Source organism: Comamonas sediminis (assembly GCF_041107495.1).
GTDB lineage: Bacteria > Pseudomonadota > Gammaproteobacteria > Burkholderiales > Burkholderiaceae_C > Comamonas > Comamonas sediminis.
On the sequence record NZ_JBGBDC010000006.1, the window covers coordinates 19,195 to 43,891 of the forward strand.

17 protein-coding genes are annotated in these 24,697 nt (G+C 64.9%); 16 read left to right on the top strand and 1 reads right to left on the bottom strand.

All coding sequences use genetic code 11. From position 1 onward, the window contains the following. Positions 1-6: 6 nt before the first annotated feature. The 16 genes from AB7A72_RS14175 (at position 7) to AB7A72_RS14250 (ending at position 22,860) form a co-directional block, all read left to right on the top strand. Positions 7-795 (top strand): enoyl-CoA hydratase/isomerase family protein, encoded by a 789-nt coding sequence (locus tag AB7A72_RS14175; protein ID WP_116926530.1) that lies wholly within the window; start codon positions 7-9, stop codon positions 793-795. A 93-nt stretch (positions 796-888) separates the two neighbouring features. Further along, entirely contained in the window at positions 889-1,668 is a 780-nt protein-coding gene (locus AB7A72_RS14180) for a DUF4126 domain-containing protein (RefSeq protein WP_369460362.1), read from the top strand. A 56-nt stretch (positions 1,669-1,724) separates the two neighbouring features. Beyond that, a complete protein-coding gene (locus tag AB7A72_RS14185) occupies positions 1,725-3,734 on the top strand; it encodes an acetyl/propionyl/methylcrotonyl-CoA carboxylase subunit alpha (RefSeq protein ID WP_312458292.1) in 2,010 nt (669 codons plus the stop codon). Between the two features lie 62 nt (positions 3,735-3,796). Beyond that, positions 3,797-4,720 carry a 2-hydroxyacid dehydrogenase gene (locus AB7A72_RS14190; RefSeq protein ID WP_369460363.1) on the top strand — a complete coding sequence of 308 codons (924 nt, stop codon included), beginning with the start codon at positions 3,797-3,799 and terminating at the stop codon, positions 4,718-4,720. Positions 4,721-4,761: 41 nt separating this feature from the next. Then, positions 4,762-5,673, top strand: a complete 912-nt coding sequence (locus AB7A72_RS14195; protein ID WP_239810636.1) for a hydroxymethylglutaryl-CoA lyase — start codon at positions 4,762-4,764, stop codon at positions 5,671-5,673. Positions 5,674-5,819: 146 nt separating this feature from the next. Continuing rightward, positions 5,820-6,320 carry a YbaK/EbsC family protein gene (locus tag AB7A72_RS14200; RefSeq protein ID WP_369460364.1) on the top strand — a complete coding sequence of 167 codons (501 nt, stop codon included), beginning with the start codon at positions 5,820-5,822 and terminating at the stop codon, positions 6,318-6,320. Beyond that, entirely contained in the window at positions 6,317-6,625 is a 309-nt protein-coding gene (locus AB7A72_RS14205) for a DUF1289 domain-containing protein (protein ID WP_369460365.1), read from the top strand. Before AB7A72_RS14200 ends, AB7A72_RS14205 begins: the two co-directional genes overlap by 4 nt. A 12-nt stretch (positions 6,626-6,637) precedes the next feature. Beyond that, entirely contained in the window at positions 6,638-7,285 is a 648-nt protein-coding gene (locus AB7A72_RS14210) for a 2-hydroxychromene-2-carboxylate isomerase (protein WP_369460366.1), read from the top strand. Positions 7,286-7,541: 256 nt separating this feature from the next. Next, positions 7,542-9,200, top strand: coding sequence for an MFS transporter (locus AB7A72_RS14215; RefSeq protein ID WP_239810640.1), 1,659 nt, complete (start codon positions 7,542-7,544; stop codon positions 9,198-9,200). 301 nt (positions 9,201-9,501) lie between these two features. Continuing rightward, on the top strand, positions 9,502-10,479 hold the full coding sequence (locus tag AB7A72_RS14220) for a porin (protein ID WP_239810641.1): 978 nt from the start codon (positions 9,502-9,504) through the stop codon (positions 10,477-10,479). Between the two features lie 363 nt (positions 10,480-10,842). Beyond that, positions 10,843-11,820, top strand: coding sequence for a porin (locus tag AB7A72_RS14225; RefSeq protein ID WP_369460367.1), 978 nt, complete (start codon positions 10,843-10,845; stop codon positions 11,818-11,820). A 320-nt stretch (positions 11,821-12,140) separates the two neighbouring features. Beyond that, on the top strand, positions 12,141-18,101 hold the full coding sequence (gene uvrA, locus AB7A72_RS14230; RefSeq protein ID WP_369460368.1) for an excinuclease ABC subunit UvrA: 5,961 nt from the start codon (positions 12,141-12,143) through the stop codon (positions 18,099-18,101). A gap of 281 nt (positions 18,102-18,382) precedes the next feature. Further along, positions 18,383-19,081 (top strand): response regulator, encoded by a 699-nt coding sequence (locus AB7A72_RS14235; protein ID WP_239810644.1) that lies wholly within the window; start codon positions 18,383-18,385, stop codon positions 19,079-19,081. A gap of 5 nt (positions 19,082-19,086) precedes the next feature. Then, positions 19,087-20,622 (top strand): sensor histidine kinase, encoded by a 1,536-nt coding sequence (locus tag AB7A72_RS14240; protein WP_369460369.1) that lies wholly within the window; start codon positions 19,087-19,089, stop codon positions 20,620-20,622. Positions 20,623-20,820: 198 nt separating this feature from the next. Next, the gene (locus tag AB7A72_RS14245; protein ID WP_239810646.1) at positions 20,821-21,303 is read left to right on the top strand and encodes a tripartite tricarboxylate transporter TctB family protein; all 483 of its coding nucleotides are present in this window, start codon (positions 20,821-20,823) and stop codon (positions 21,301-21,303) included. 3 nt (positions 21,304-21,306) lie between these two features. Next, a complete protein-coding gene (locus tag AB7A72_RS14250) occupies positions 21,307-22,860 on the top strand; it encodes a tripartite tricarboxylate transporter permease (protein WP_369460370.1) in 1,554 nt (517 codons plus the stop codon). Between the two features lie 64 nt (positions 22,861-22,924). Here AB7A72_RS14250 and putP read toward each other — a convergent pair whose 3' ends face one another. After that, a complete protein-coding gene (putP, locus tag AB7A72_RS14255) occupies positions 22,925-24,424 on the bottom strand; it encodes a sodium/proline symporter PutP (RefSeq protein WP_239810648.1) in 1,500 nt (499 codons plus the stop codon). Positions 24,425-24,697 lie beyond the last annotated feature (273 nt).

Below are 24,697 nucleotides of genomic sequence, written 5' to 3' on the forward strand. Positions count from 1 at the left end.
GACACCATGAAAAGCACATTTCTGACCGTTGAAGCCGCTGGACCGGTGGCCACCATCACGCTGACCCAGCCCGACGTGCGCAATGCCTTCAGCGATGAGGTGATTGCCGACATCACCCGCGCCTTCAGCTGGGTGGGTGCGCAGGCCCAGGTCCGCGCCGTGGTGCTGGCCGCCGAGGGCCCGGCCTTTTGCGCCGGCGCCAACCTGAACTGGATGCGCGCGATGGCCGACTACACCCGTGAGGAGAACCTGGTCGATGCCGGCAAGCTCGCCGAGATGCTGCGCGTGATCTACACCTGCCCCAAGCCGACGATTGCGCGGGTGCAGGGCGATGTCTACGCCGGCGGCATGGGTCTGGTCGCTTGCTGCGACATGGCGGTGGCGGCCAGCCATGCCGGTTTTTGCCTCAGCGAGGTGAAGATCGGTCTGATCCCGGCCACGATCAGCCCCTATGTGATCCGCGCGATGGGCCCGCGTGCGGCGCACCGCTACTTTCTGACCGGCGAGCGCTTTGACGCCGCTGAAGCACTGCGCACCGGCTTCGTGCACCAGGTGGTGGAGGCCGAGGCGCTGGACAGCGCCGTGGACGGCCTGCTCAAGCACCTGCTGAGCGCCAGCCCGGCAGCGGTGCAGGCCTGCAAAAAGCTGGTGCTCGATGTGGCCGGCCGCGAGGTGGACGAGGCGCTGATCGCCGAGACGGTGGCCGGCATTGCCGATATCCGCGCCAGCGCCGAAGGCAAGGAAGGCGTGCAGGCATTCTTGAACAAACGCAAACCCAGCTGGCTGGGAGGCTGAAGTACGCATAACGCGGCCTTGGATGGCAGACAGCAAGCAGGCGTTGGCGCTATAAACAGCGCGTTTGCTGACTGGCACTGAGGAGCCCCCACCATGGATACCTGGAACACCATCGTCAACTGGCTGCACGGCATGGGCCTGCATCTGGACAAGGACACCGCCCAAACGGTGGGGCAGGCGGCCGACCAGGTCGGCCAGGTGGCCGGCCAGATGGGCCAGGCCATGGCGCAGTGGGACTGGGGCCAGCTGATGGCACTGGCGGCCGCGCTGGGCTGGGCCAGCGGCTTTCGGCTCTACGCGGTGGTGTTTGTGACGGGCACGCTGGGCGCGACGGGCGTGCTGCACCTGCCCGGCGGGCTGACGGTGCTGCAGCAGCCGGTGATCCTGGTCATCAGTGGCGCGCTGCTGTTTGTCGAGTTCTTTGCCGACAAGATCCCCGGCGTAGATTCGGTCTGGGATGTGGTGCAGAGCGTCGTGCGTGTGCCCGCTGGCGCGGCCTTGGCCGCCAGCGTGTTTGGTACCGACAACGCAACGATGGCCACGGCGGCCGCCTTGATGGGCGGCACCCTGGCGCTGAGCAGCCAGGTGGCCAAGACCACGACGCGCGCGGCGATCAACACCAGCCCGGAGCCGTTCTCCAATTGGGGGGCGAGCCTGCTGGAAGACGGGGTGTCGGTCGGCGCAGTGTGGCTGGCTATCAACCACCCGCTGGTGTTTGCGGTGGCGCTGGCCGTGGTGCTGGTGCTGATGTGGGTGATGACCTGGGCGCTGTGGAAGTTTTTGCGGGCTGTGGTGCGCCGGATTCGCCGGTGGCTGGGCCATGAAGAGCCGGTGGCCCTGGCTGCCACCGGCGCGGATCACCAACGATATTGACCCAGGGCTTGCGAAGGCGGGCCGGGGACAGGGAAGAAGACTGAGGAGATTGTTGTATGTTCTCGAAAATTTTGATCGCCAACCGTGGTGAGATTGCCTGCCGCGTCGCCGCTACCGCCCGCCGCATGGGCGTCAAGACCGTGGCCGTGTACTCTGATGCCGACGCCCATGCCAAGCATGTGGCCGCCTGCGACGAGTCCGTGCACATCGGTGGCAGCGCCCCCAAGGACAGCTACCTGCGCTGGGAACGCATCATCGAGGCCGCCCAGGCCACCGGCGCCCAGGCCATCCACCCCGGCTACGGCTTTCTGAGCGAGAACGAGGACTTTGCCGCCGCTTGCGCCGCTGCGGGCCTGGTCTTCATCGGCCCGCCTGCCAGCGCCATCCGGGCAATGGGCCTGAAGGCCGAATCCAAGCAGCTGATGGAAAAGGCCGGCGTACCCCTGGTGCCGGGCTACCACGGCGCAGGGCAAGACCCGGCCCTGCTGCACGCGGAGGCCGACCGCATCGGCTACCCGGTGCTGATCAAGGCCAGCGCCGGCGGCGGTGGCAAGGGCATGCGTCTGGTGGAGAAGAGCGAAGACTTTGCCGCCGCGCTGGAATCCTGCAAGCGCGAAGCCATCAACAGCTTCAGCAATGATGCGGTGCTGATCGAGAAATACGTGCTGCGCCCGCGCCATATCGAGATCCAGGTGTTTGGCGATACGCAAGGCAACTGCGTCTACCTGTTCGAGCGCGACTGCTCAGTACAGCGCCGCCACCAGAAAGTGCTGGAAGAGGCACCAGCGCCCGGCATGACGGCCGCACTGCGCCAGCAGATGGGCGAGGCGGCGGTGGCAGCGGCCAAGGCCGTGGGCTATGTGGGTGCGGGCACGGTGGAATTCATCGTCGAGCAGCCCGGCGGCTACGACCAGCCCGAGGCGATGAAGTTCTACTTCATGGAAATGAACACGCGCCTGCAGGTCGAGCACCCGGTGACCGAGGCCATCACCGGCGAGGACCTGGTGCAGTGGCAGCTGCTGGTGGCCAACGGCCAGCCGTTGCCCAAGCAGCAGGCCGAGCTGAAGATCAGCGGCCACGCGATCGAGGCGCGTATCTGCGCCGAGAACCCGGACAACAACTTCCTGCCCGCCACCGGCACCTTGCATGTCTACCGCAAGCCCGACTGCAGCAGTTTTGCGATCAGCGATGTGCGCATTGACGATGGCGTGCGCGAAGGCGATGCCATCAGCCCGTTCTACGACAGCATGATCGCCAAGCTCATCGTCCATGGCGCAGACCGCGCCCAGGCGCTGGCACGGCTGGATGCGGCGCTGGCGGCCGTGCGCATCGTCGGCCTGCAGACCAATGTGCAGTTTCTGCGCCATATCCTGGCCACGCCCTCGTTTGGCCAGGCCAAGCTCGATACGGCACTGATCCAGCGCGAAGAGGCGCTGCTCTTCAAGCAGCGCGGCCTGGGCCTGGATACCGCTGCGGCCGCTGCCGTGGTGGCCGAGCTGCTGCAGGAGCGCGCTACCGAGAGCAACGACCCCTTCAGCCGCCGCGACGGCTGGCAATCGCATGGCGTGACCGAACGCCGTTTTGACTTTGAGTTTGGCGGCGACAAGCTGCAGGCGGCGCTGCGCTACGAGGCCGGTGGCTTGGTGCTGACGGTGGGCGATGCCACCGGGCCGCTGCAGTTCAGCCCCAACGGCGAGCTGGTGGAGCTGCAGTTCAACGGCCAGCGCGACCAGGTGCAGACCTGGCAGCAGGGTGAGGTGGTGCATGTATTTGCCCCACGTGGCGCGGCCGAGATCACCGCCATCGATGCGCTGGCCCATGCCGGCGACGCTGGCAGCGAAGGCGGGCGCCTGACGGCGCCGATGCCGGGCAAGGTGGTGTCGTTTGCGGTCAAGGCCGGTGACAAGGTCAGCAAGGGCCAGCCGCTGGCGGTGATGGAGGCCATGAAGATGGAGCACACGATTGCCGCCCCAGCCGATGGCGAGGTGCTGGAGCTGCTGTTTGCACCCGGCGACCAGGTGACCGAAGGCGCCGAGCTGCTCAAGCTGCAGGTCGCTGCGTCCTGACGTATGCGCCTCTGCGCTGTCTGTGACGGCGCTGCGCTGCTTTCTGTGCTGAAATGCCGGCCATGAAAATTCTCGTCTACACCGACAGCGATGCGCTCCAGCCCTGGCTGGACGCGATTCGGCTGCACCTGCCCCAGGCGGATGCCAGCGGCTGGACCCCGGGCATGGCCCAGGCCGACTACGCGCTGGTCTGGAAGCCGCCGCAGCAGCTGTTGGACGAGCAAGGCGCGGGCCTCAAGGCCATTTTCAACATGGGTGCCGGCGTCGATGCGCTGTTCGCGCGCCGGCTGCCGCCTGGCGTGCCGGTGCTGCGGCTCGAAGATGCCGGCATGGCCGTGCAGATGGCCGAGTATGTCTGCCATGCGGTCATCGACCATTTCCGCGACCTGGCGCCGTACCGCGCCCAGCAAAGCGCCGGCGTCTGGGCACAGCAGCCCTTGCGCTTGCGCAGCGATTTTCCCGTCGGCGTGATGGGCCTGGGTGTGCTGGGCGAGCGCGTGGCCCAGGCGGTGGCGCAGTTTGATTTTCCGGTGCGCGGCTGGAGCCGCTCGCCCAAGCAGATCGCTGGTGTGGACTGCTATGCAGGCAGTGCCCAGCTGCCGGCCTTTCTGCGTGCCACACGCATCCTCGTCAACCTGCTGCCGCTGACCCCGCAGACCGAGAACATCATCGACGCCAGCCTGCTGGCGCAGCTGCAGCCGGGCGCCTATGTGATCAATGTGGCGCGCGGCGCGCACCTGGTCGATACCGACCTGCTGGCGGCGCTGGACAGCGGCCAGGTCGCTGGCGCCACACTGGATGTGTTCCGCAGCGAGCCGCTGCCCGCCGGCCACCCGTTCTGGCAGCATCCGCGGATCCGCATCACCCCCCACAGCTCCGCCCGCACCTTGCCCGAAGAGACCTTGCAGCAGATCCTGCACAAGCTCCAGGCCTTTGCCGCCGGAGAGAAGCCTGGCGGCATGGTCTATGCCGATCGCGGATACTGATTCCGCCCCCCGTTTTTGAGAAATACTCCAGGAGACGCCCCATGGCCCGCTACCCCCAACGTGTCCAATTGATTGATGTCGGCCCCCGTGACGGCCTGCAGAACGAGAAATCGCCAGTGCCGGCCGCCGTGAAGATCGAGCTGACCCACCGGCTGCAGGAGGCAGGCCTGACCGAGATCGAGGTGACCAGCTTTGTCAGTCCCAAGTGGGTGCCTCAGATGGGCGATAACGCCGAGGTGATGGCGGGGCTGGCGCGCAAGGCCGGTGTGCGCTATTCGGTGCTGACCCCGAATCTGAAGGGCTATGAAGCGGCCGTGGCCTCCCAGCCCGATGAGATCGTGGTCTTTGGCGCGGCCAGCGAGGCCTTCAGCCAGCGCAACATCAACTGCTCGATTGCGGAGAGCATCGAGCGCTTTGCCCCCGTGGTGGACGCGGCCAAGGCTGCCGGCATTGCCGTGCGTGGTGCGATGAGCTGCACCGTCGGCTGCCCCTATGAAGGGGAGATTGCGCCTTCGCGCGTGGCCTACCTGGCCGAGCTGATGAAGGGCATTGGCGTGGAGCGCGTGGATGTGGCCGACACCATTGGCGTGGGCACGCCGATCAAGGTGCAAAAGGCGCTGGAGGCCACGTTGCAGTATTTCGATGTTGACCATGTCAGCGGGCATTTCCACGACACCTATGGCCAGGCGCTGCCCAACACCTTGGCCTCGCTGGAGCTGGGCATCTGGAACTTCCAGTCTTCCATCGCCGGCCTGGGCGGCTGCCCCTATGCCAAGGGCGCAACCGGCAATGTCGCCACCGAGGACCTGGTCTACATGCTGCAGGGCATGGGCATCGAGACCGGCATCGATCTGGACAAGCTGGTCGATGCAGGCATCTACATCAGTGACTTCCTGCAGCGCAAGCCCAACTCTCGCGTGGCCGTGGCACTGATGAACAAGCGCGCGGGCTGAAGGGCCGAGGCGGGGGCGCGAATGTCCGGGACGCGAATGTCCGGGGCACGAATGCCCGGGGCACGAATGCCCGGGGCACGAATGCCCGGGGCGCTGCAGCCGGGGGCGCAAGCCGGCACAATCATGGCTTAACCAGGAGTCAAACCATGTGTGGAGCGGAATTGCTGAGCCTGCCCGAAGGGGTGCAGCGGGTAGCCAGGGTGCTGCAGGACCAGGGCCATCCGCATGGGCCGCAGATGCTGGAGGTCTCAGCGCGCACAGCCCAGGAGGCTGCCGATGCGCTGGGCATTGCATTGGGCCAGATTGCGAAGAGCATTATTTTTCGCCGCAAGAGCGATGACGCCTGCGTGCTGGTCATTACCTCGGGCGATTGCCGCGTGGACGAGGCCAAGGTGGCCGCGCTGGTCGGCCCGGTGGGCCGTGCGGATGCGGACTTTGTCAAAGCCCGCACCGGCTTTGCGATTGGCGGTGTCTCGCCGGTGGGCCATCTGAGCAAGCCCATTACCCTGATTGACCGCGAGCTGTTCCGCTTTGAACAGATTTGGGCTGCAGCAGGCCACCCGAATGGCGTGTTTGCGCTGGCGCCAGCCGATCTGCAAGCGCTGACCGGCGCGCCGGTGGCCGATGTGGTCAAGGAGGCGGCATGACAGAGCAAGCGGACAAGCCGGTGGCGTTGCCCGTGGCCTCGCCCGCGCCGCTGGCAGCGCGCACCAAGCAGGTCCGGGTGACCGGTGCCTTTGCGGCCTGTTACGCCGATGTGGTGCCATCGCCCTGTGTGTCGCTGTGCAAGATGAACGCGGACCGCAGCCACTGCATCGGCTGCTACCGTTCGATTGACGAGATCCGCGCCTGGTCCAAGGCCGATACCGCCGAGCGCCAGCAGATCTGGCTGCAGGCACTGGGCCGTGCGGGCCTGGGCAGCAATGGCCGGCCCTTGGTGCCGGCGGTGTGACCGGGGTCCGGTATGAAAACCATCGATTTCTACCTGGACTTTGTCTCTCCCTATGCCTGGCTGGCCTTTGATGCGCTGCCCCAGGCCTTGCAAGGCCATAGCGTGCATGTGCGCTATCGGCCTGTGCTGCTGGGTGCGTTGCTGCAGCAGCATGCCAATCCCGGGCCGGCCGGCATCGCCGGCAAGCGCGAATGGACCTACCGCCACGCCAGCTGGCTGGGCCACCGGCAGGGCTGCGGTCTGCAGATGCCCGCCCAGCATCCTTTCAACCCGTTGCCGTTGCTGCGCCTGGCGCTGCGCACAGCGCAGGGCGGCTGTATCAACCGCTTCACGGCCGACGCCATCTTCCGCCATGTCTGGCTGGGAGGGGCCGATGCGCTGGATGCGCAGCGCCTGCAGGCGCTGGAGCAGACACTTGCCGAGCAGCTGCGCGGTGGCGATGCGGCCGAGCAGGAGGCCAAGCAGGCCTTGCGCAGCAATACCGACGCCGCAGTGGCCGCCGGCGTGTTTGGCGTGCCCAGCATGGTGCTGGATGGCAAGCTGTTCTGGGGTTTCGATGGCTTGCCAATGCTGAGTGCCTACCTGAACGGCGATGCCTGGTTTGCCGATGGCCAGTGGGATGCGTCGGCCGACCGTCCTTCCGGATTGGCCAAACGCTGATGTCCGGCTTCTGAGTCGCTGAAAACACCTTTTCCCGTGGATTTGCCAGCCCTGGGACTTTCCCTTGGTTGCTGCTGCAGTGCAGCGATTTTCCACATAGCAAAACCTTTTCTGCGGGTTGCGCTGGATTTTGTCAGCGAATTGTCAGCAGCTTGCAAGCTAGTGTTGGAAAACCGTCAGACTTGGGTCAGCGCATGCTTGAAGAATGCAGTGTCCGCCAAACAAAAGTGCGGCAACACTACAAGGAGACAACAGCATGGCAACCAGTGCAGCAGCACGGCCGATGACCAAGGAGGAGCGCAAGGTCATCTTTGCCTCGTCACTCGGCACCGTTTTTGAGTGGTACGACTTCTATCTCTACGGCTCGCTGGCGGCCATCATCGCCAAGCAGTTCTTCTCCGGACTGGACCCCACCTCCGCCTTCATCTTTGCGTTGCTGGCCTTTGCTGCCGGCTTCATCGTGCGCCCCTTCGGCGCGCTGGTGTTCGGCCGCCTGGGCGACATGATCGGGCGCAAGTACACCTTCCTGGTCACCATCTTGCTGATGGGCGCCTCCACCTTCATCGTCGGCATCCTGCCCAACTACGCCAGCATTGGCGTGGCAGCGCCCATCATCCTGATCGTGTTGCGCATGCTGCAGGGTCTGGCGCTGGGCGGTGAATACGGTGGTGCCGCGACGTATGTGGCCGAGCATGCCCCCAACGGCAAGCGCGGTGCCTACACCTCGTGGATCCAGACCACGGCCACCCTGGGTCTGTTCCTGTCGCTGCTGGTGATTCTGGGCACGCGCACCGCGATGGGCGAGCCTGCGTTCAATGACTGGGGCTGGCGCATTCCGTTCCTGGTGTCGATCATTCTGCTGGGCGTGTCGGTGTGGATTCGCATGACCCTGTCCGAATCGCCTGCGTTCCAGCGCATGAAGGCCGAAGGCAAGACCTCCAAGGCGCCGCTGAAGGAATCGTTCGGCCAGTGGAAGAACCTGAAGATCGTGATCCTGGCACTGGTGGGTTTGACCGCTGGTCAGGCCGTGGTCTGGTACACCGGCCAGTTCTATTCGCTGTTCTTCCTGACCCAGCAGCTCAAGGTCGACGCCGTGACCGCCAACCTGATGATCGCCGTGGCCCTGCTGATTGCAACGCCCTTCTTCGTGATCTTTGGCTCGCTGTCCGACAAGATCGGCCGCAAGCCCATCATCATGGCGGGCTGCCTGCTGGCCGTGCTGACCTACTTCCCCGTGTTCAAGATGCTGACCGAAGCGGCCAACCCCGATCTGGCAGCAGCGCAAGCGAGGAACAAGGTGGTGGTGGTGGCCAACCCGGCCGAGTGCTCGTTCCAGTTCAACCCGACGGGGACGTCCAAGTTCACCAGCTCCTGCGACGTGGCCAAGCAACTGCTGGCGGCCAATTCGGTGAGCTATGAAACCGAGGCAGCACCAGCGGGCACAACGGCGGTCATCAAGATCGGCAACGACACCATCCCCAGCTATGCAGCGGTGGGCCTGAGCGGCGACGATCTGAAGGCCAAGGATGGCGCGTTCAAGAAGGCTGTGGCGGAAACGCTGGCCAAGGATGGCTACCCCACCAAGGCCGATCCCTCCAAGATGAACAAGCTCTTGACGGTGGTACTGCTGACCTACCTGGTGCTGCTGGTGACCATGGTGTACGGGCCGATTGCCGCGATGCTGGTGGAAATGTTCCCCACCCGCATCCGCTACACCTCGATGTCGCTGCCCTATCACATCGGCAATGGCTGGTTCGGTGGTTTGCTGCCCACGACGGCCTTCGCGATCGTGGCCCAGACCGGCAACATGTACAACGGTCTGTGGTACCCGATCATCATCGCCGGCATCACCTTCGTGATCGGTACCTTGTTCGTTCGCGAAACCAAGGATGTCGATATTTACGCCGACGATTGACCCGCGCAACTGCGAGCAGGCCCCGGTTATCTGCACTGCGTGATACCCGAGGCCTTCACCTCCCCACAGCACCTCCGGGTGCTGTTTTTTTTGCCCCTTTCCGGCTCTCATGGTTAATACCAGGGTGTGTCATCAAAGTGTGGTAGCGATGCGTCACTCTCTCAAAATCTGCGCGATGGAAAGCACGATAAATGGGGTCTGCCGCCTAGAATTAACAATATGTGACGGGCCGAATACTGCTCTGTGCAAACGCTATCAGCACCGTCCAACCATTTTTAATGACTACATCCCCGAGGACACTATGCGCTCACTGAATCGTTTGATGATTGCCACCTTGGCCGTTGCTGGCTCTACCGCTGCACTGGCTCAAAGCAGCGTGCAGGTTTATGGCCGTGTGAATACCTCGGTGGAGCGCCAGAAGGTGGGCGATGTCTCCACCACCGGCCTGTTCAACAACGCATCGCGTATCGGCTTCCGTGGCACGGAAGACCTGGGTGGCGGTCTGAAGGCTGGCTTCGTGCTGGAATCGGGTTTCAACTCGGACGACGGCTCGGGCACCGGCTCCGCAGGTGGTCTGACCTTCCGCCGCCAGAGCGAAGTGAACCTGGCTGGCAACTTCGGTATGCTGCGTCTGGGCACCTTCACCTCCGAGTCCTACTATGCGGTGGCCGACTACGGCGTGCTGGACCAGCCCAACCACGACACCGGTTCGCTGTCGGATGCGCTGTACACCTACGTGATGCGTGACTCCAACAAGATCGCCTACCGCACCCCCGTGTTCCTGGGCGGCCTGACCATCGAAGGCGCTGCATCGTTCCACGAAAAGGCCGCTGGCACCAATGACAAGCATGGTTACGACCTGGCTGCCAACTGGGAAAGCGGCCCTCTGGCGCTGGGTGCAGGTTTCAGCAAGGTCGGTGGCGACAAGCAACTGGGCCTGCGCGCGCACTACACCATCAATGCCTTCCAACTGGGTGCTTACTACCAACGCTCTGACGAAGAGCTGCGCGGCAAGCGCAACGCGGCCCGCGTGACCGGTATGTACACCGTGGGCGCGTCCGAATTTGTCGCTGGCTTCGGCTGGGCTGGCAAGTGGGACGACGTCAGCAACAGCGGCGCCCGCCAGCTGATCCTGGGCTATAACTACAACCTGAGCAAGCGCTCCAAGCTGTACGCTGGTTACACCAAGGTCGACAACAAGGCCAATGCCAGCTACGCCACCGGCATCTCCGGCGCCGACTTCAGCACCTTCGCTGCAGGTATCCGCCACAACTTCTAAGCAAGCCGGGCGCCCAGCGCGCCTTCCGCTTCACGACCCGCGTTCGAAAGAGTGCGGGTTTTTTTATCGCGGTAATGGCTTCTCGATGAAGGTGTTACCTGTCGCGCGCTGTTGCGCACTGACCCGCATTCGCAAGAACGCGGGTTTTTTATTTTTCGGCATCAATGGGTTTAGCCTGATTCTGCCTACCTCCCACGTTTATCCAAACGGTCTTGCCTGCATTAACCAAACTGCACTTTTTAAAATAGAAAATAACTATTAAAAACCATGTTTGGGTATTAAATATAAATAGCCAGACCGGTCTTCATGCAGAAATCGGCGGTCCTGTCTGGCGATTTCAAAGACTTTCCGTGAGGAGACAACATGCGTGTACTGATTAACCGTATGACCTTGGCCGGCCTGGCCGCTGCCGGCTCGTCTGGGGCAATGGCGCAAAGCAGTGTGGAGATTTTTGGCCGCATCAATACCACGCTGGAACGGCAAAAAACAGGAGATGTAACGACCACCGGGCTGTTCAACAACCGCTCGAGCATCGGCTTTCGCGGTACCGAAGACCTGGGTGGCGGGCTGAGAGCAGGCTTCGTGCTGGAGGCCGATTTCAACTCGGACGATGGGAGCGGCCGTGGAGGCACGGGCATCGACTTCAGGCGCCAGAGTGAAGTGAACCTGTCGGGGCATTTTGGCAGCCTGCGCCTGGGCTCGATGCCTTCCGAATCCTATATTGCCATGGCTGCCCAAGGGGTGATGGGCCAGCCCAACCATGACTTGGGTTCGCTGTCTGATGCGCTCTACTACTACCCGATGCCGGATGCCAACAAGGTGGCCTATCGCACGCCCGTGTTGTGGGGCGGCCTGACGGTGGAGGGCGCGAGCGCATTCCATGAAAACGGAGAAAACAGCGGCAACAAGAACGGCTACGACCTCACGGCCAAGTGGTCCCAAGGGCCGCTGTCGCTGGCCACAGGCGTCACCAAGGTCCACGACAGCACCACGTTGGGCCTGCATGCCCAGTACACCTTTGATGCCTTCCGAATAGGGGCCTACTACCAGCGCACCAATGAAGACCTGCGCGGCAAGCGCAATGCGGGCCGCGTCACTGCGTTGTACAGCCTGGGTTTATCGGATTTGATTGCCGGGTTTGGTTGGGCGGGCAACTGGAGCGGGGTGGGAAGCAGCAGCGCGCGCCAACTGATCCTGGGCTACAACTACCACCTGAGCCTGCGCACCAAGGTGTATGCCGGCTACACCAGGGTGGACAACAAGGCCAACGCCCGGTATGCCACCGGCACCGACGGTGCCGACTTCAGCACCTTTGCGCTGGGCATACGCCACCACTTCTGAGGGGGCACCCTCAGGCGCCCCGCGCGCCTTCTGCTGCCAGGCCCGCATTCGACAGGATGCGGGCTTTTTCGTGGGGGCAGGGCCTGTGGTCCGGATACATCGTTGACTTGCTAATATCTGTAAATTTGTACAGTGGTTTGCAGGGCTTTGCCGCGAGCTGATTCAGCCGATGAATGAACTCCCTAGAATGGTTGTTCACGATCATTTGCCCCCACGCAGTCGTGTCAGCCTTCCAAGTCCGGGCTTCCCTGCTACTGAGCCGGGGCCTTGCTTATCCGGTTGCTGGACTGCGCCAACGAATTACTGGATAGCTCATCGGTATGTCTCAGGAAAACATTCGCATCCGTGGTGCGCGTCAGCACAACCTCAAGAATCTGGATCTGGATATCCGCACGGGGGAGTTGACGGTGGTGACCGGGCCCAGCGGCTCGGGCAAGTCCAGCCTGGTGTTTGACACGCTCTATGCCGAAGGGCAGCGCCGCTATGTCGAGACCTTCAGCGCCTATGCGCGCCAGTTTCTCGACCGCATGGACAAGCCTGCGGTCGACAAGGTCGAGGGGGTGCCGCCCGCCATCGCGATTGACCAGACCAACCCGGTGCGCAGCTCGCGATCGACGGTGGGCACGATGACCGAGCTCAACGACCACCTGAAGCTGCTGGTGGCACGCGCCGGCCACCTGTTTGACCAGCAGACCGCGTTGCCGGTGCAACACGACACGCCCGAGAGCATTTACGAGCAGCTGCTGCAGCGCACCCAGGCGGACGATCCGCGCATCGTCGTGACCTTCCCCGTCGAGTTGCCGGCCAACACCAGCGCCGAGCAGCTCGAGCAATGGTTGTCGGCCAGCGGCTTTACCAAGGTGCAGGCCGAGCGTGAGGTCGATGCCGTGCGCCACGCCGCTGCCGTGGACAGCAGCAAGAAAAAGCCCAAGGCCGGCAAGCAGGCCGCGTCGGAGGCGCCCCAGCGGGTCAAGCTGCTCGATGTGGTGGCCGACCGTTTCCGCCTCAGCAAGGCCGAGAAGGCGCGTGTGATTGAAGCCATCGAGGTGGCTTTGAAGCGCGGCAGCGGCCATATGACGGTGTATGCCATCGCCGAGGCGGATGCCGACGGCAACACCGCCGAGCCCGCGCTGTGGAAGTTTTCGTCCGGCCTGCACTGCCCGGAAAGCGGCCTGCGCTACCGCGAGCCGACGCCGTCGATGTTCTCGTTCAACTCGGCCGTTGGGGCCTGCGATGCCTGCCGGGGCTTTGGCCGGGTCATCGGTGTGGACTGGGGCCTGGTGATCCCCAACGACAAGCTGACCTTGCGCACCGGTGTGATCAAGCCGATCCAGACGCCGGCCTGGAAAGAGATCCAGGACGATCTGATGCGCCATGCCGAGGCGCAGGGCATTCCCCGCGATACCGCCTGGGCCAAGCTGACCGAGGCGCAGAAGGACTGGGTCATCAACGGCGAAGAGGGCTACAAGGATGGCAACTGGAGCCGCCAGTGGTATGGCATCCGCCGTTACTTCGAGTACCTGGAAACCAAGTCCTACAAGATGCATATCCGCGTCTTGCTGTCCAAGTACCGCAGCTACACGCCTTGCCCGGTCTGTGGCGGTGCACGTCTCAAGACCGAGAGCCTGCTGTGGCGCGTGGGCTCCAAGGCCGCTGCCGATGCGGCCCTGCCGCCCGCACAGCGCTTCATGCCGCGCGGGGTGGCCTGGAGCCGCGAGCAACTCGAAGCCCTGCCAGGCCTGAGCCTGCATGACCTGATGCTGCTGCCGATCGTGCGGCTGCGCCAGTTCTTTGCCAGCATGGACATCCGCCGCAGCAACGATGGCGACGCACAGGCGCTGCGGCTCTTGCATGAAGAGATCAGCAACCGGCTGCAGTACCTCTGCGATGTCGGCATTGGTTACCTGACCCTGGATCGCCAGAGCCGCACCTTGAGCGGCGGCGAGGTGCAGCGCATCAACCTGACCACGGCGCTGGGCACCTCCCTCGTCAACACCTTGTTCGTGCTCGACGAGCCCTCGATCGGCCTGCACCCGCGCGACATGGAGCGCATCACCGTCGCGATGAAGCGGCTGCGCGACGCCGGCAACACCTTGGTGGTGGTCGAACACGACCCGGCGGTGATGTTCGCCGCTGACCGTATGATCGACATGGGCCCCGGCCCGGGCGAGAAGGGCGGCCAGATCGTGTTCGACGGCACCACGGCCGAGCTGCGCCATGCCGACACCCTGACCGGCGCCTACCTGGGCGGCCGCAAGCAGGTGGGCATGGGCGCCAAGCGCATGGTCACCGAGAGCACGCCACGCCTGATTCTGGAAGGCGCGACCGAGCACAACCTTCAGAACGTGTCGGTGGATTTCCCGCTGCAGCGCATGGTGGTGGTGACCGGCGTGTCGGGCTCGGGCAAGTCCACCCTGATCCAGGATGTGCTGGCGCCGGCCCTGATGCGCCATTTTGGCAAGCCGACCGAGCTGGCCGGCGCCCACCAGCGCCTGCTGGGGGCCGACCACCTGTCCGATGTCGTCTTTGTCGACCAATCGCCGATTGGCAAGACCGCGCGTTCCAACCCGGTCAGCTATGTGGGCGCCTGGGATGCCATCCGCGAGCTGTTTGCGACGGCGCCGCTGTCGCTGCAGCGCGGATACACCGCCGGCAAGTTCAGCTTCAACAGTGGCGATGGCCGCTGCCCCACCTGTGGCGGTTCGGGCTTTGAGCATGTGGAGATGCAGTTCCTCTCGGACGTCTACCTGCGCTGCCCCGATTGCGATGGCAAGCGCTACCGCACCGAGATTCTGGAGGTGCGCATCGAGCGCAATGGCCGTTTGATGAACGTGGCCGATGTGCTGGAGCTGACCGTCAGCGAGGCCGCTGGCTTGTTCGCCAAGGACCGCGAGGTGATCCGCGCGCTGCAGCCCATCGTCGATGTGGGGCTGGAATATGTGAAGCTGGGCCAGCCCGTGCCGACCTTGTCGGGCGGCGAGGCCCAGCGCCTGAAGCTGGCCGGTTTCCTGGCCGAGGCTGCCAAGAGCGCCTCCAAATCCAAGCAGACCCTGGCGCGCAAGGGCAGCCTGTTCCTGTTCGACGAGCCCACCACCGGCCTGCATTTCGAGGACATTGCCAAGCTGATGCGCGCGCTGCGCAAGCTGCTGGAGGCCGGCCATTCGTTGATTGTCATCGAGCACAACCTCGATGTGATCCGTGCCAGTGACTGGCTGATCGACCTGGGGCCCGATGCCGGCGAAGACGGCGGCAAGGTGGTGGAAGAGGGCACGCCCGAAGAGGTGCGCAAGTCCGGCCGCTCCTACACCGCGCAGGCGCTGCGCGATTACGAAGTGGCGATGCTGGGCGGGCGTACCGACGGCCAGCCCCATGAGGTGCGCGAGCCGCGCGCCGGCTATGCGCTGGAGCGCAGTGCGCCGGCTACCGCAGCCGTGGCGCCCAGCGACAGCATCCAGATCATCAATGCCAAGGAACACAACCTGAAGAACCTGAGCGTGGACATTCCGCGCGGCAAGTTCAACGTGGTCACCGGGGTGTCGGGCTCGGGCAAGTCGACGCTGGCGTTTGACATTCTGTTCAATGAGGGCCAGCGCCGCTACCTGGAATCGCTGAACGCCTATGCGCGCTCGATCGTGCAGCCGGCCGGCCGGCCCGAGGTCGATGCGGTCTACGGCATTCCGCCCACGGTGGCGATTGAGCAGCGCCTCTCGCGCGGTGGCCGCAAATCGACGGTAGGCACCACCACCGAGGTCTGGCATTTTCTGCGCCTGCTGTATGTGAAGCTGGGTGTGCAGCACTGCACCAAGGATGGTGCGGCGGTGCAACCGCAAACGCCCGAGAGCATTACCGCGCAGCTGATGACGCAGTACCGGGGCCAGCTGATTGGCCTGATGGCGCCGCTGGTCGTCGCCCGCAAGGGCGTCTACACCGAGCTGGCGGACTGGGCGCGGCCGCGTGGCTACACGCATCTGCGCGTCGATGGCCAGTTCCTGCCGACCACCGGCTTTCCGCGCCTGGACCGCTTCAAGGAGCACACGGTCGAGCTGCCGGTGGCCAGCATCGAGATCAGGCCCGAGAACGAGGCGCTGCTGCGCGACAAGCTGGCCACGGCGCTGGAGCTGGGCAAGGGCGTGCTGCATGTGCTCTCGGCCATCGACAGCCTGGAAGCGGCGATGCTGGCGGGCAGCGACACGGCCGCCATCGGCCAGCTGCAGGTGTTCTCCACCAAGCGCGCCTGCCCGGTCTGCGCCACCAGCTATGCCGAGCTCGACCCGCGCCTGTTTTCGTACAACAGCAAGCATGGCTGGTGCCCCGATTGCGTGGGCACCGGTGTCAAGCTGACCAAGGACCAGCGCAAGGTCTACGACGACTCGGTGATGACCCAGGACAACCGGGGCCGCGAGCAAAGCTTTGAGGAGCCCGAGGCCGAGGACGTGGGCGAAACCACCTGCCCGACCTGCCAGGGCACGCGCCTCAATGCCACCGCGCGTGCGGTGCTGTTCCATGGCCAGGCGATCTCGTCGATCGCGCGCCTGTCGGTCACCGATGTGCGGCTCTGGATCGAGGGGCTGCAGCTGTCCGGCCGCGAAAGCGACATCGCCCGCGACCTGGTGCCCGAGATCCACAGCCGCCTGGCCTTTCTGGAAGAAGTGGGCCTGGGTTACCTGACCCTGGACCGGGGCGCGCCGACCTTGTCGGGCGGCGAGGCGCAGCGCATTCGCCTGGCCGCGCAGCTGGGCAGCAATCTGCAGGGCGTGTGCTATGTGCTCGACGAGCCCACCATTGGCCTGCATGCACGCGACAACCACATCCTGCTCAATGCGCTGCACAAGCTGGGCGCCAAGGGCAATACGCTGGTGGTGGTGGAGCATGACGAGGACACGATCCGACGTGCCGACCATGTGATCGACATCGGTCCCAGCGCCGGCAAGCGCGGTGGCCGCCTGGTGGCCCAGGGCACAACCCAGGATGTGATGGACGCGGCCGATTCGCAGACCGGCCGCTACCTGCTGCATGCGATGCGCCATCCGTTCCAGCCGCGCCGCCTGGTGCATGGTGTGGCCGATGCGGTGGCTGTGCCCGCCGAGGAGGCCAAGCCGGTCGCCAAGAAGCGCACTAAGAAGCAGATCGCCGCCGACACTGCTGCCGCGCTGGCGGCTGACAGCGCCGAGGCCAATGCCGCGCTGGCCGCACCGGCCCGGGCTGATGCGATGGCGCCGTTGCACTGGCTGACGGTGCTGGGTGCCAACCTGCACAACCTGCAGAACGTGGACGCACGCGTGCCGCTCAAGCGCCTGGTCGCGGTGACGGGGGTGTCTGGCTCGGGCAAATCGACCCTGGCGCGGGATGTGCTGCTGACCAATGTTGCGGCCTGGGTCGCCCAGCGCGCGACCAAGGCCGGGCGTGACGACATGGATGCCGGCAAGGCCCCGGCGCTGACGGGCTGCAAGGGCCTGCAGGGCTTTGAAGGCATCGACCGGGTGCTGGAAGTGGACCAGACACCGATTGGCAAGACGCCGCGCTCCTGCCCTGCCACCTATATCGGGTTCTGGGACACGATCCGCAAGCTGTTTGCCGAGACCCTGGAGGCCAAGGCCCGCGGCTATGCGGCCGGGCGCTTCTCCTTCAACACCGGCGAAGGGCGCTGCCCTGCGTGCGAGGGCCAGGGCATGCGGACCATCGAGATGAGCTTTCTGCCCGACGTGAAAGTGCCTTGCGAGGTCTGCCATGGTGCCCGCTTCAATGCCGAAACCCTGGCGGTGACCTGGCGTGGCAAGAGCATTGGCGAGGTGCTGCAGATGGAGGTGGATGAGGCCGTGGCCTTTTTCGCCAGCATGCCGAGCATCGCCCATCCGCTGCAGCTGCTGCAGGATGTGGGCCTGGGCTACCTGACCCTGGGCCAGCCTTCGCCCACCTTGTCGGGCGGCGAGGCGCAGCGCATCAAGCTGGTGACCGAGCTGACCAAGGTGCGCGATGACATCACGCGCCGTGGCAACAAGGCACCCCACACCTTGTATGTGCTCGATGAGCCCACCGTTGGCCTGCACATGGCCGATGTGGACAAGCTGATCCATGTGCTGCACCGCCTGGTCGATGCCGGCCACAGCGTCGTGGTGATCGAGCATGACCTGGATGTGATTGCCGAAGCCGACTGGGTGATCGACCTCGGACCGGAAGGCGGCAATGCCGGTGGCCGCATTGTGGCCGCTGGCACGCCTGAAGACCTGGTGCAGGCGGGCACGCATACCGGCAAGGCGCTGGCGCCTGTGCTGGCGCGCTGAGCCGGTGCCGGGCTGCCAGGGCAGGGCGTTTGCTGACAGCGCGCCCTGCCGGGCCTGGGCACAATCGCAGCATTGACCTGCAAGGAGCCCAGAATGCATATAGACCCCCGGCACCCGGAAGCCCCGCCTGTGAAAGACCCCGCCCCGGTGCAACCCCCACCGGTGCCCACGCCTGGCATTCCGTCACCCATCCAGGAGTAGCGCTGGGCATGGCGTGCCCGTGCAGCGGCCACTTGGGCGTATGATCGCGCTCTTTGTGGGTCTACGGGCGGGCGACAACGATGCGCATTTTGCTGATTGAAGACGAGCAGGAGATGGCCGCCTGGCTGGTGCGCGCCCTCAAGCAATCGAATATCGAAGCAGTGCATGCCTCACAGGCTGCGATGGCCACGCGCCTGCTGCCCGATGGCCGCTTTGACGTGGTGGTGCTCGATCTGCAGCTGCCCGACCAGCATGGCTTTGACTGGCTGTCGGCGATGCGAGCGCAGGGCCACCGTGAGCCGGTGCTGGTGCTGACCGCGCAAGGAGCGGTGCAGGACCGGGTCGAAGGCCTGCACCGGGGCGCCGATGACTACCTGACCAAGCCATTTGAGGTGGCCGAACTGGAGGCGCGCCTGGCCGCGCTGCACCGGCGCAGCCAGGGGCGGGCCCAGGCGATGCAGCAATGCGGCTCGCTGCGCTATGACAGCAACCACCGCACCTTCTGGCTGGCCGAGCAGATGCTGGCGCTGACCCCGCGCGAGCATGCGGCGCTCGAAGCGCTGATGGCGCGCACTGGCGCGCCGGTGGGCAAGTCCAAGTTGACAGCCAAGGTCTTCCCGCAGGACAGCAGCGTGAGCCCCGATGCCATCGAGCAGGTGCTGCACCGGGTGCGGCGCAAGCTGGCGGGCGGTGACGTGCATATCGTGACGGTGCGCGGCCTGGGCTATATGCTCGAAACCCTGGTGCCCAAGGGCCCGGGCAGCACACTTTCTTCCTGAATCCGATGCGCCCGCGCCTGCGCTCCTCCAACGGCCTGCGTCTGCGCCTGCTGTGGGTGCTGGTGCCCGTGCTGATGGGCCTGCTGGTGCTCGACAGCTGGCGCGACAGCGTCAGCCTGGCGCGCGAGCTGGAGCGGGCCTATGACCAGAGCCTGCTGGAGCCCGCCCAGGCGCTGTCGGACAACCTGCGCTGGGACAACGACGGCCAGCTGAGCCTGGACGAGCCGCTGCACATCATCTCGATGTTCGAGGTGCTCAGCAGCCGGCGCAAGTTCTTGCGCGTGCAGCTGCAGACGCCCGACGGCACGCAGCAGCGCCTGCTGCTGGGTGCCGCCGAGTTCCCCGAGCCCGCACATGACCCGGCCGACCCCAGCCGCCCCTTTCGCGCTGCCGACGATGGCACGCGGGTGTCGTATGCCGCCGAGGTGGACCACCAGCCGGTGCGGGTGCTGGCGCTGCTGCGGGTACTGCACGACCAGTCGGGCCAGGAATGGCGCGTGCTGATCCAGACCGCACAGACCAGCGCCGGCATCGAGCGCACGGTGCGCAGCCTGATGTGGGACAGCCTGCTGCGCGATGGCCGCACCTTGCTCGTCCTGGTGCTGGTGGTGTGGCTGGGTGTGGCCTGGGGCCTGCGGCCGCTCCAGGCGCTGCGCCGGGCCGTGCAGCAGCGCCGCAGCGAAGACCTGCAGCCGCTGGCCACCGAGGCCGTGCCCGGCGAGGTGCGGCCCCTGGTCGATGCGATGAACCTGCACCTGGCGCAGCAGCGCGATGCGCTGGCCCAGCAGCGCCAGTTTCTGGCCGATGCCTCGCACCAGCTGCGCACGCCCTTGGCCATTCTGAGCACGCAGGCCGGCTACGCGCTGCGTGAGACCGACCCCGACGCCGTGCAGGCCACGTTGCGCAGCATGCTGCAGCAGCTGCAGCGGGGCCGCCGCGTGTCCGAACAGTTGCTGGCGCTGGCCCATGCCAGTCAGCCGGCATCTCCCCAGGCGCTGGACGGCGCGGTCTGCGACGCCAATGCGGTCGCGCGCGAGGTGGTGCTGGCCTACCTGCCACTGGCGCTCGACAAGCAGCAGGACCTGGGATGGACCGATGTGCGCGGCCAGGATTTTGAAGGCGATGCCGAAGGCGAGACCGACCCGGGCGCGGCGATGGCTGCACCGGTGCAGGCGGCCGCCACCGCCGTCTATGAGCTGCTGGCCAACCTGGTGCACAACGCGATTGCCTACACACCTGCCGGGGGCCGCATCAATGTGTCGGTGCAGCGCGAGGGTGCCTGGGTGGAGATCCGTGTGCAGGACAACGGCCCCGGCATTGCGCCCGAGGACCGCGAGCGCGCCTTTGCGCGCTTCAGCCGCTTGCAGGCCGATGCGGCGTTGGCGCCGGGAGGATCGGGCCTGGGACTGGCCATCGCCCGGGCCTATGTGCAGCGCTTCCATGGCGACTTGCTGCTGCAAGATGGCGATGCCAGCGATGGCGCGGCTGGCCGGGGGCTCACCGCGGTGGTGCGCCTGCCGCTGGCTCCGGATCCGGCCTGAGCGCACTGTCCTTTGCGGGACTGTTTTCGCTAAGTAGATTTACGTATTTTGAGGCGCTGCCTGGCGTTTGGCAGCTGTTTGGCAGCTTCGTTTTCTAGACTTTCCGCGCAAGTTGTAAGAAAAGGAGACGAATATGGGTCAACACAGGTCCACCCTTGCGGGTGTGCAGGGGCGCCGGGCGCCCGCCAAGGAGCGGCCATGAGCACCGGCGGCAAGAGCTACAACAAGGATTACTACGGCGGCGCGCTGATGGTCCTGATCGGTGGCAGCGCTGCCTATGCGGCACAAGGCTACAACATCGGCTCGCTGGCCCACATGGGTCCGGGCTACTTCCCATTTGCGATCGGCGTGCTGCTGGCGCTGACGGGGGTGCTGATCGCGCTGAACGCCAAGAAAAAAGGCCCCGGTGACGATGCGGCACTGGTCGGGCACAAGCACGAGATTCCGGATTTCCGGGGCGCTGCCTGCATCATTCTGGGCACCATTGCCTTCTACTTCTGTGGCGAATACCTGGGCCTGCTGCCGGCGACCTTTGCCATCGTGTTCATCTGCGCCCTGGGTGACCGCAGCAACAGCGTGATGGCCTGCTTTGTGCTGGCCATGTCGATGATGATCGTCGCCGTGTTGATTTTCTGGTGGGCGCTGCAGGTGCAGATGCCGCTGGTCAGGTGGGGGATGTAAGCCATGGGACAAGCACTGCAAGACCTTTGGTACGGCTTTGGCATCGCCTTCCAGGGCCATAACCTGATGTGGTCGTTCTTCGGCGTGCTGGTGGGCAACCTGATCGGCGTGTTGCCGGGCATGGGCGCGCTGTCGGCGATCTCGATTCTGCTGCCACTGACCTACACCATGCATCCGGTGCCTGCCATCCTGATGCTGGCCGGTATCTTCTATGGTTCGCAGTACGGTGGCGCCATTGGCGCGATCTTGCTGAACCTGCCATCGCACCCGCCCCATGCCGTGACCTGCCTGGACGGCTACCCGATGACCAAGAAGGGCAAGGGCGGAACCGCGCTCGGCATCACGATGATCTGCTCGTTCTTTGCCGCGTCGGTCGGCATCATCGTGATGATCTTCGCCTCGCCGCTGCTGACCACGATCGCGTTCAAGTTCGGCCCCGCCGAGCTGTTCTCCATCATGCTGCTGGGCCTGCTCGCGGGCTCGACGATGTCGCGCGGCTCGCCGCTCAAGGGTGTGGCGATGACCTTGTTCGGCCTGCTCTGCGGCGTGGTCGGTACCGACGTGAACAGCGGCACCTTTCGCTTCGCGTTCGACCTGCCTGATCTGAGCGATGGCCTGGAGATGGTGGCCGTGGCGATGGGCTTGTTCGGTATTGCCGACTTCCTGCTGAACGTCAACAAGATGAAGGCGATCACCAGCAACACCAAGATGCGCATCCGTGACATGCGGCCCTCGATGGCCGAGCTCAAGGAAGCGTTCTGGCCGATGGTGCGCGGCACCACGGTGGGCACGCTGTTTGGCGCCATGCCCGGCACCGGTCCGACGATCACCACCTTCATTGCCTACGCGCTGGAGCAAAAGGTGGCCAAGGATCCGAGCCGTTTTGGTACCGGCATGATCGCTGGCGTCGCAGCCCCCGAGGCCTCGGCGCACTCGAAGACCCAGGTGGACTTCATTCCGACGATGAGTCTGGGCATCCCTGGCGACGCCGTGATGGCACTGCTGCTGGGCGCGCTGCTGATCCAGGGCATCCAGCCCGGCCCGCAGCTGATCACCGAGCATCCGGACATTTTCTGGGGTCTGATCGCCAGCTTCTGGATTGGCAATGTGATCCTGATGATTCTGAACGTGCCGCTGATCGGTGTCTGGGTCAAGATGCTGGCCGTGCCTTACAAGTACCTGTTCCCGTCAGCAATGTTCTTCATTGCGGTCGGGGTATTCACCACGCAGAACAGCCTGTTCCATATCTGGGAGGTGCTGGCCTTCGGCATCATCGGTGCGGTGTTGATGGTGCTGGACTTCTCGGTGGCGCCGATCATGCTGGGCTTTGTGCTCGGCCCGATGATGGAAGAGAACTTCCGCCGTGCGCTGCTGCTGTCCCGTGGTGACATGATGGTCTTCATGCAGCGCCCCATCAGCGCGACCTTTGTCTGCATCAGCCTGTTCCTGCTGGCTGCCGTGACCTGGTCGGCCTGGCGCAAGCGCTCCAGCGTGAGCAAGGTGGCGCAAGCCATCGCGCAAGAGACCGCTGGGGCGGGCGTCGTAGCGGCCAAGTAAGCCTCTGCTGCCCCTGCAAAAACCGCTCTCAGGAGCGGTTTTTGCATTTTTATGCTGGCGGAAATCAGCGCTGCAGTTGGGAGAATTCGCGCTCCACATCGGCATGGGCCTGCTGCATCGTGGCCGACGGTGGCGGCCCCATGCGGCTCACGGCCACGGCGGCGATCCATGCAAACACAAAGCCCGGGATGATCTCGTACAGACCCAGCCAGCCAAGCTGCTTCCAGACCAGCACGGTGACAGCGCCAACGATGATGCCGGCCAGTGCGCCGCCTCGCGTCATGCGGCCCCAGAACAGCGACAGGATGATGACCGGACCAAAGGCCGCACCAAACCCCGCCCAGGCATAGCTCACCATGCCCAGCACCTTGGCTTCGGGATTGCTGGCGATGGCAATGGCAATCAGCGCCACGAGCAGCACCATCGCGCGGCCCACCCAGACCAGCTCGCTCTGGCTGGCCTGCTTGCGCAGGAACACGCGGTAGATGTCTTCGGTCAGCGCGCTGGAGCAGACCAGCAACTGGCAGGACAGGGTGCTCATCACCGCAGCCAGAATGGCGGCCAGCAGCGCACCCGCAATCCAGGGGTTGAACAGCTGCTTGGTGATCTCCATGAACACGGTCTCGGCATTGGCGTTCACGGCGGCTGCACCCTCAGGGTGGGCCGCGAAGTACGGAATGCCGATGAAGCCCACGGCCACCGCACCACCCAGGCACAGCACCATCCAGGTCATGCTGATGCGGCGCGCCGCCGGAATGGTCTGCACCGACGAGGCGGCCATGAAACGCACGAGGATGTGCGGCTGGCCAAAGTAGCCCAGGCCCCAGGCCAGCAGCGATACGATGCCCGCAACACTGGCACCGCGCAGCAGGTCGAACTTCTCGGCGCTGACGATGGCATGCAGATCCTGCCCCGGCTGCAGCTGGCCCTGCACCGCCAGCCAGGCGATCACCGGTGCCAGCAGCAGCGCGGTGATCATCAGCGAGGCCTGGATGGTGTCGGTCCAGCTCACGGCCAGAAAGCCGCCAATCAGCACATAGGCGATGGTGCAGGCAGCACCCACCCACAGCGCGGTGGTGTAGGGCATGCCGAACATGTTCTCGAACAGGCGCGCGCCTGCCACGACACCGGAGGCGCAGTACAGGGTGAAGAACACCAGGATCACCAGCGCGGTGACGATGCGCAGCACATTGCTGCGGTCCTCGAAACGGTTGGCCAGGTAGTCCGGCAAGGTCAATGCATTGCCGGCGCGCTCGGTATAGAGGCGCAGGCGCCCCGCCACAAAGAACCAGTTGAGGTAGGCGCCGAAAATCAGGCCGACGGCGATCCAGGACTCGGACAGCCCGGTGGCATAGATGGCACCGGGCAGGCCCATCAGCAGCCAGCCGCTCATGTCGGACGCGCCCGCCGACAGCGCCGTGACAAAACTGCCCAGGCTGCGGCCGCCGAGGATGTAGTCGGACAGGTTCTTGGTGCCCAGGTAACCGAGCCAGCCGATGGCGAGCATGGCCACCAGGTAGATGGCGAACATGATCGCTGTGGGATCGTTCCAGGAAAATTGCATCACTGAGCCTCCATGGTGTTGTGGTATTTCGGGTTTGAAGAGCGAGCGCGTTTCTTGGCGATAAGCCGGGTCCGCCGGTGCCATGGGCTTGGAATGCTCCCCAGACGGAGGCCGTCAAAGGAAGTCGCCACGGGCCTGGGCTGGTCAACGCGCCCGGCCTGCAATATGGCACGGTTGCCCGGTGAAATTAACCCGGGTTATCTATTTTGATGTGACGATAGGTAAGAAAAAGCCCCTGGCTGGCAGGCCAGGGGCTGACGGCGAAGCAGGCGC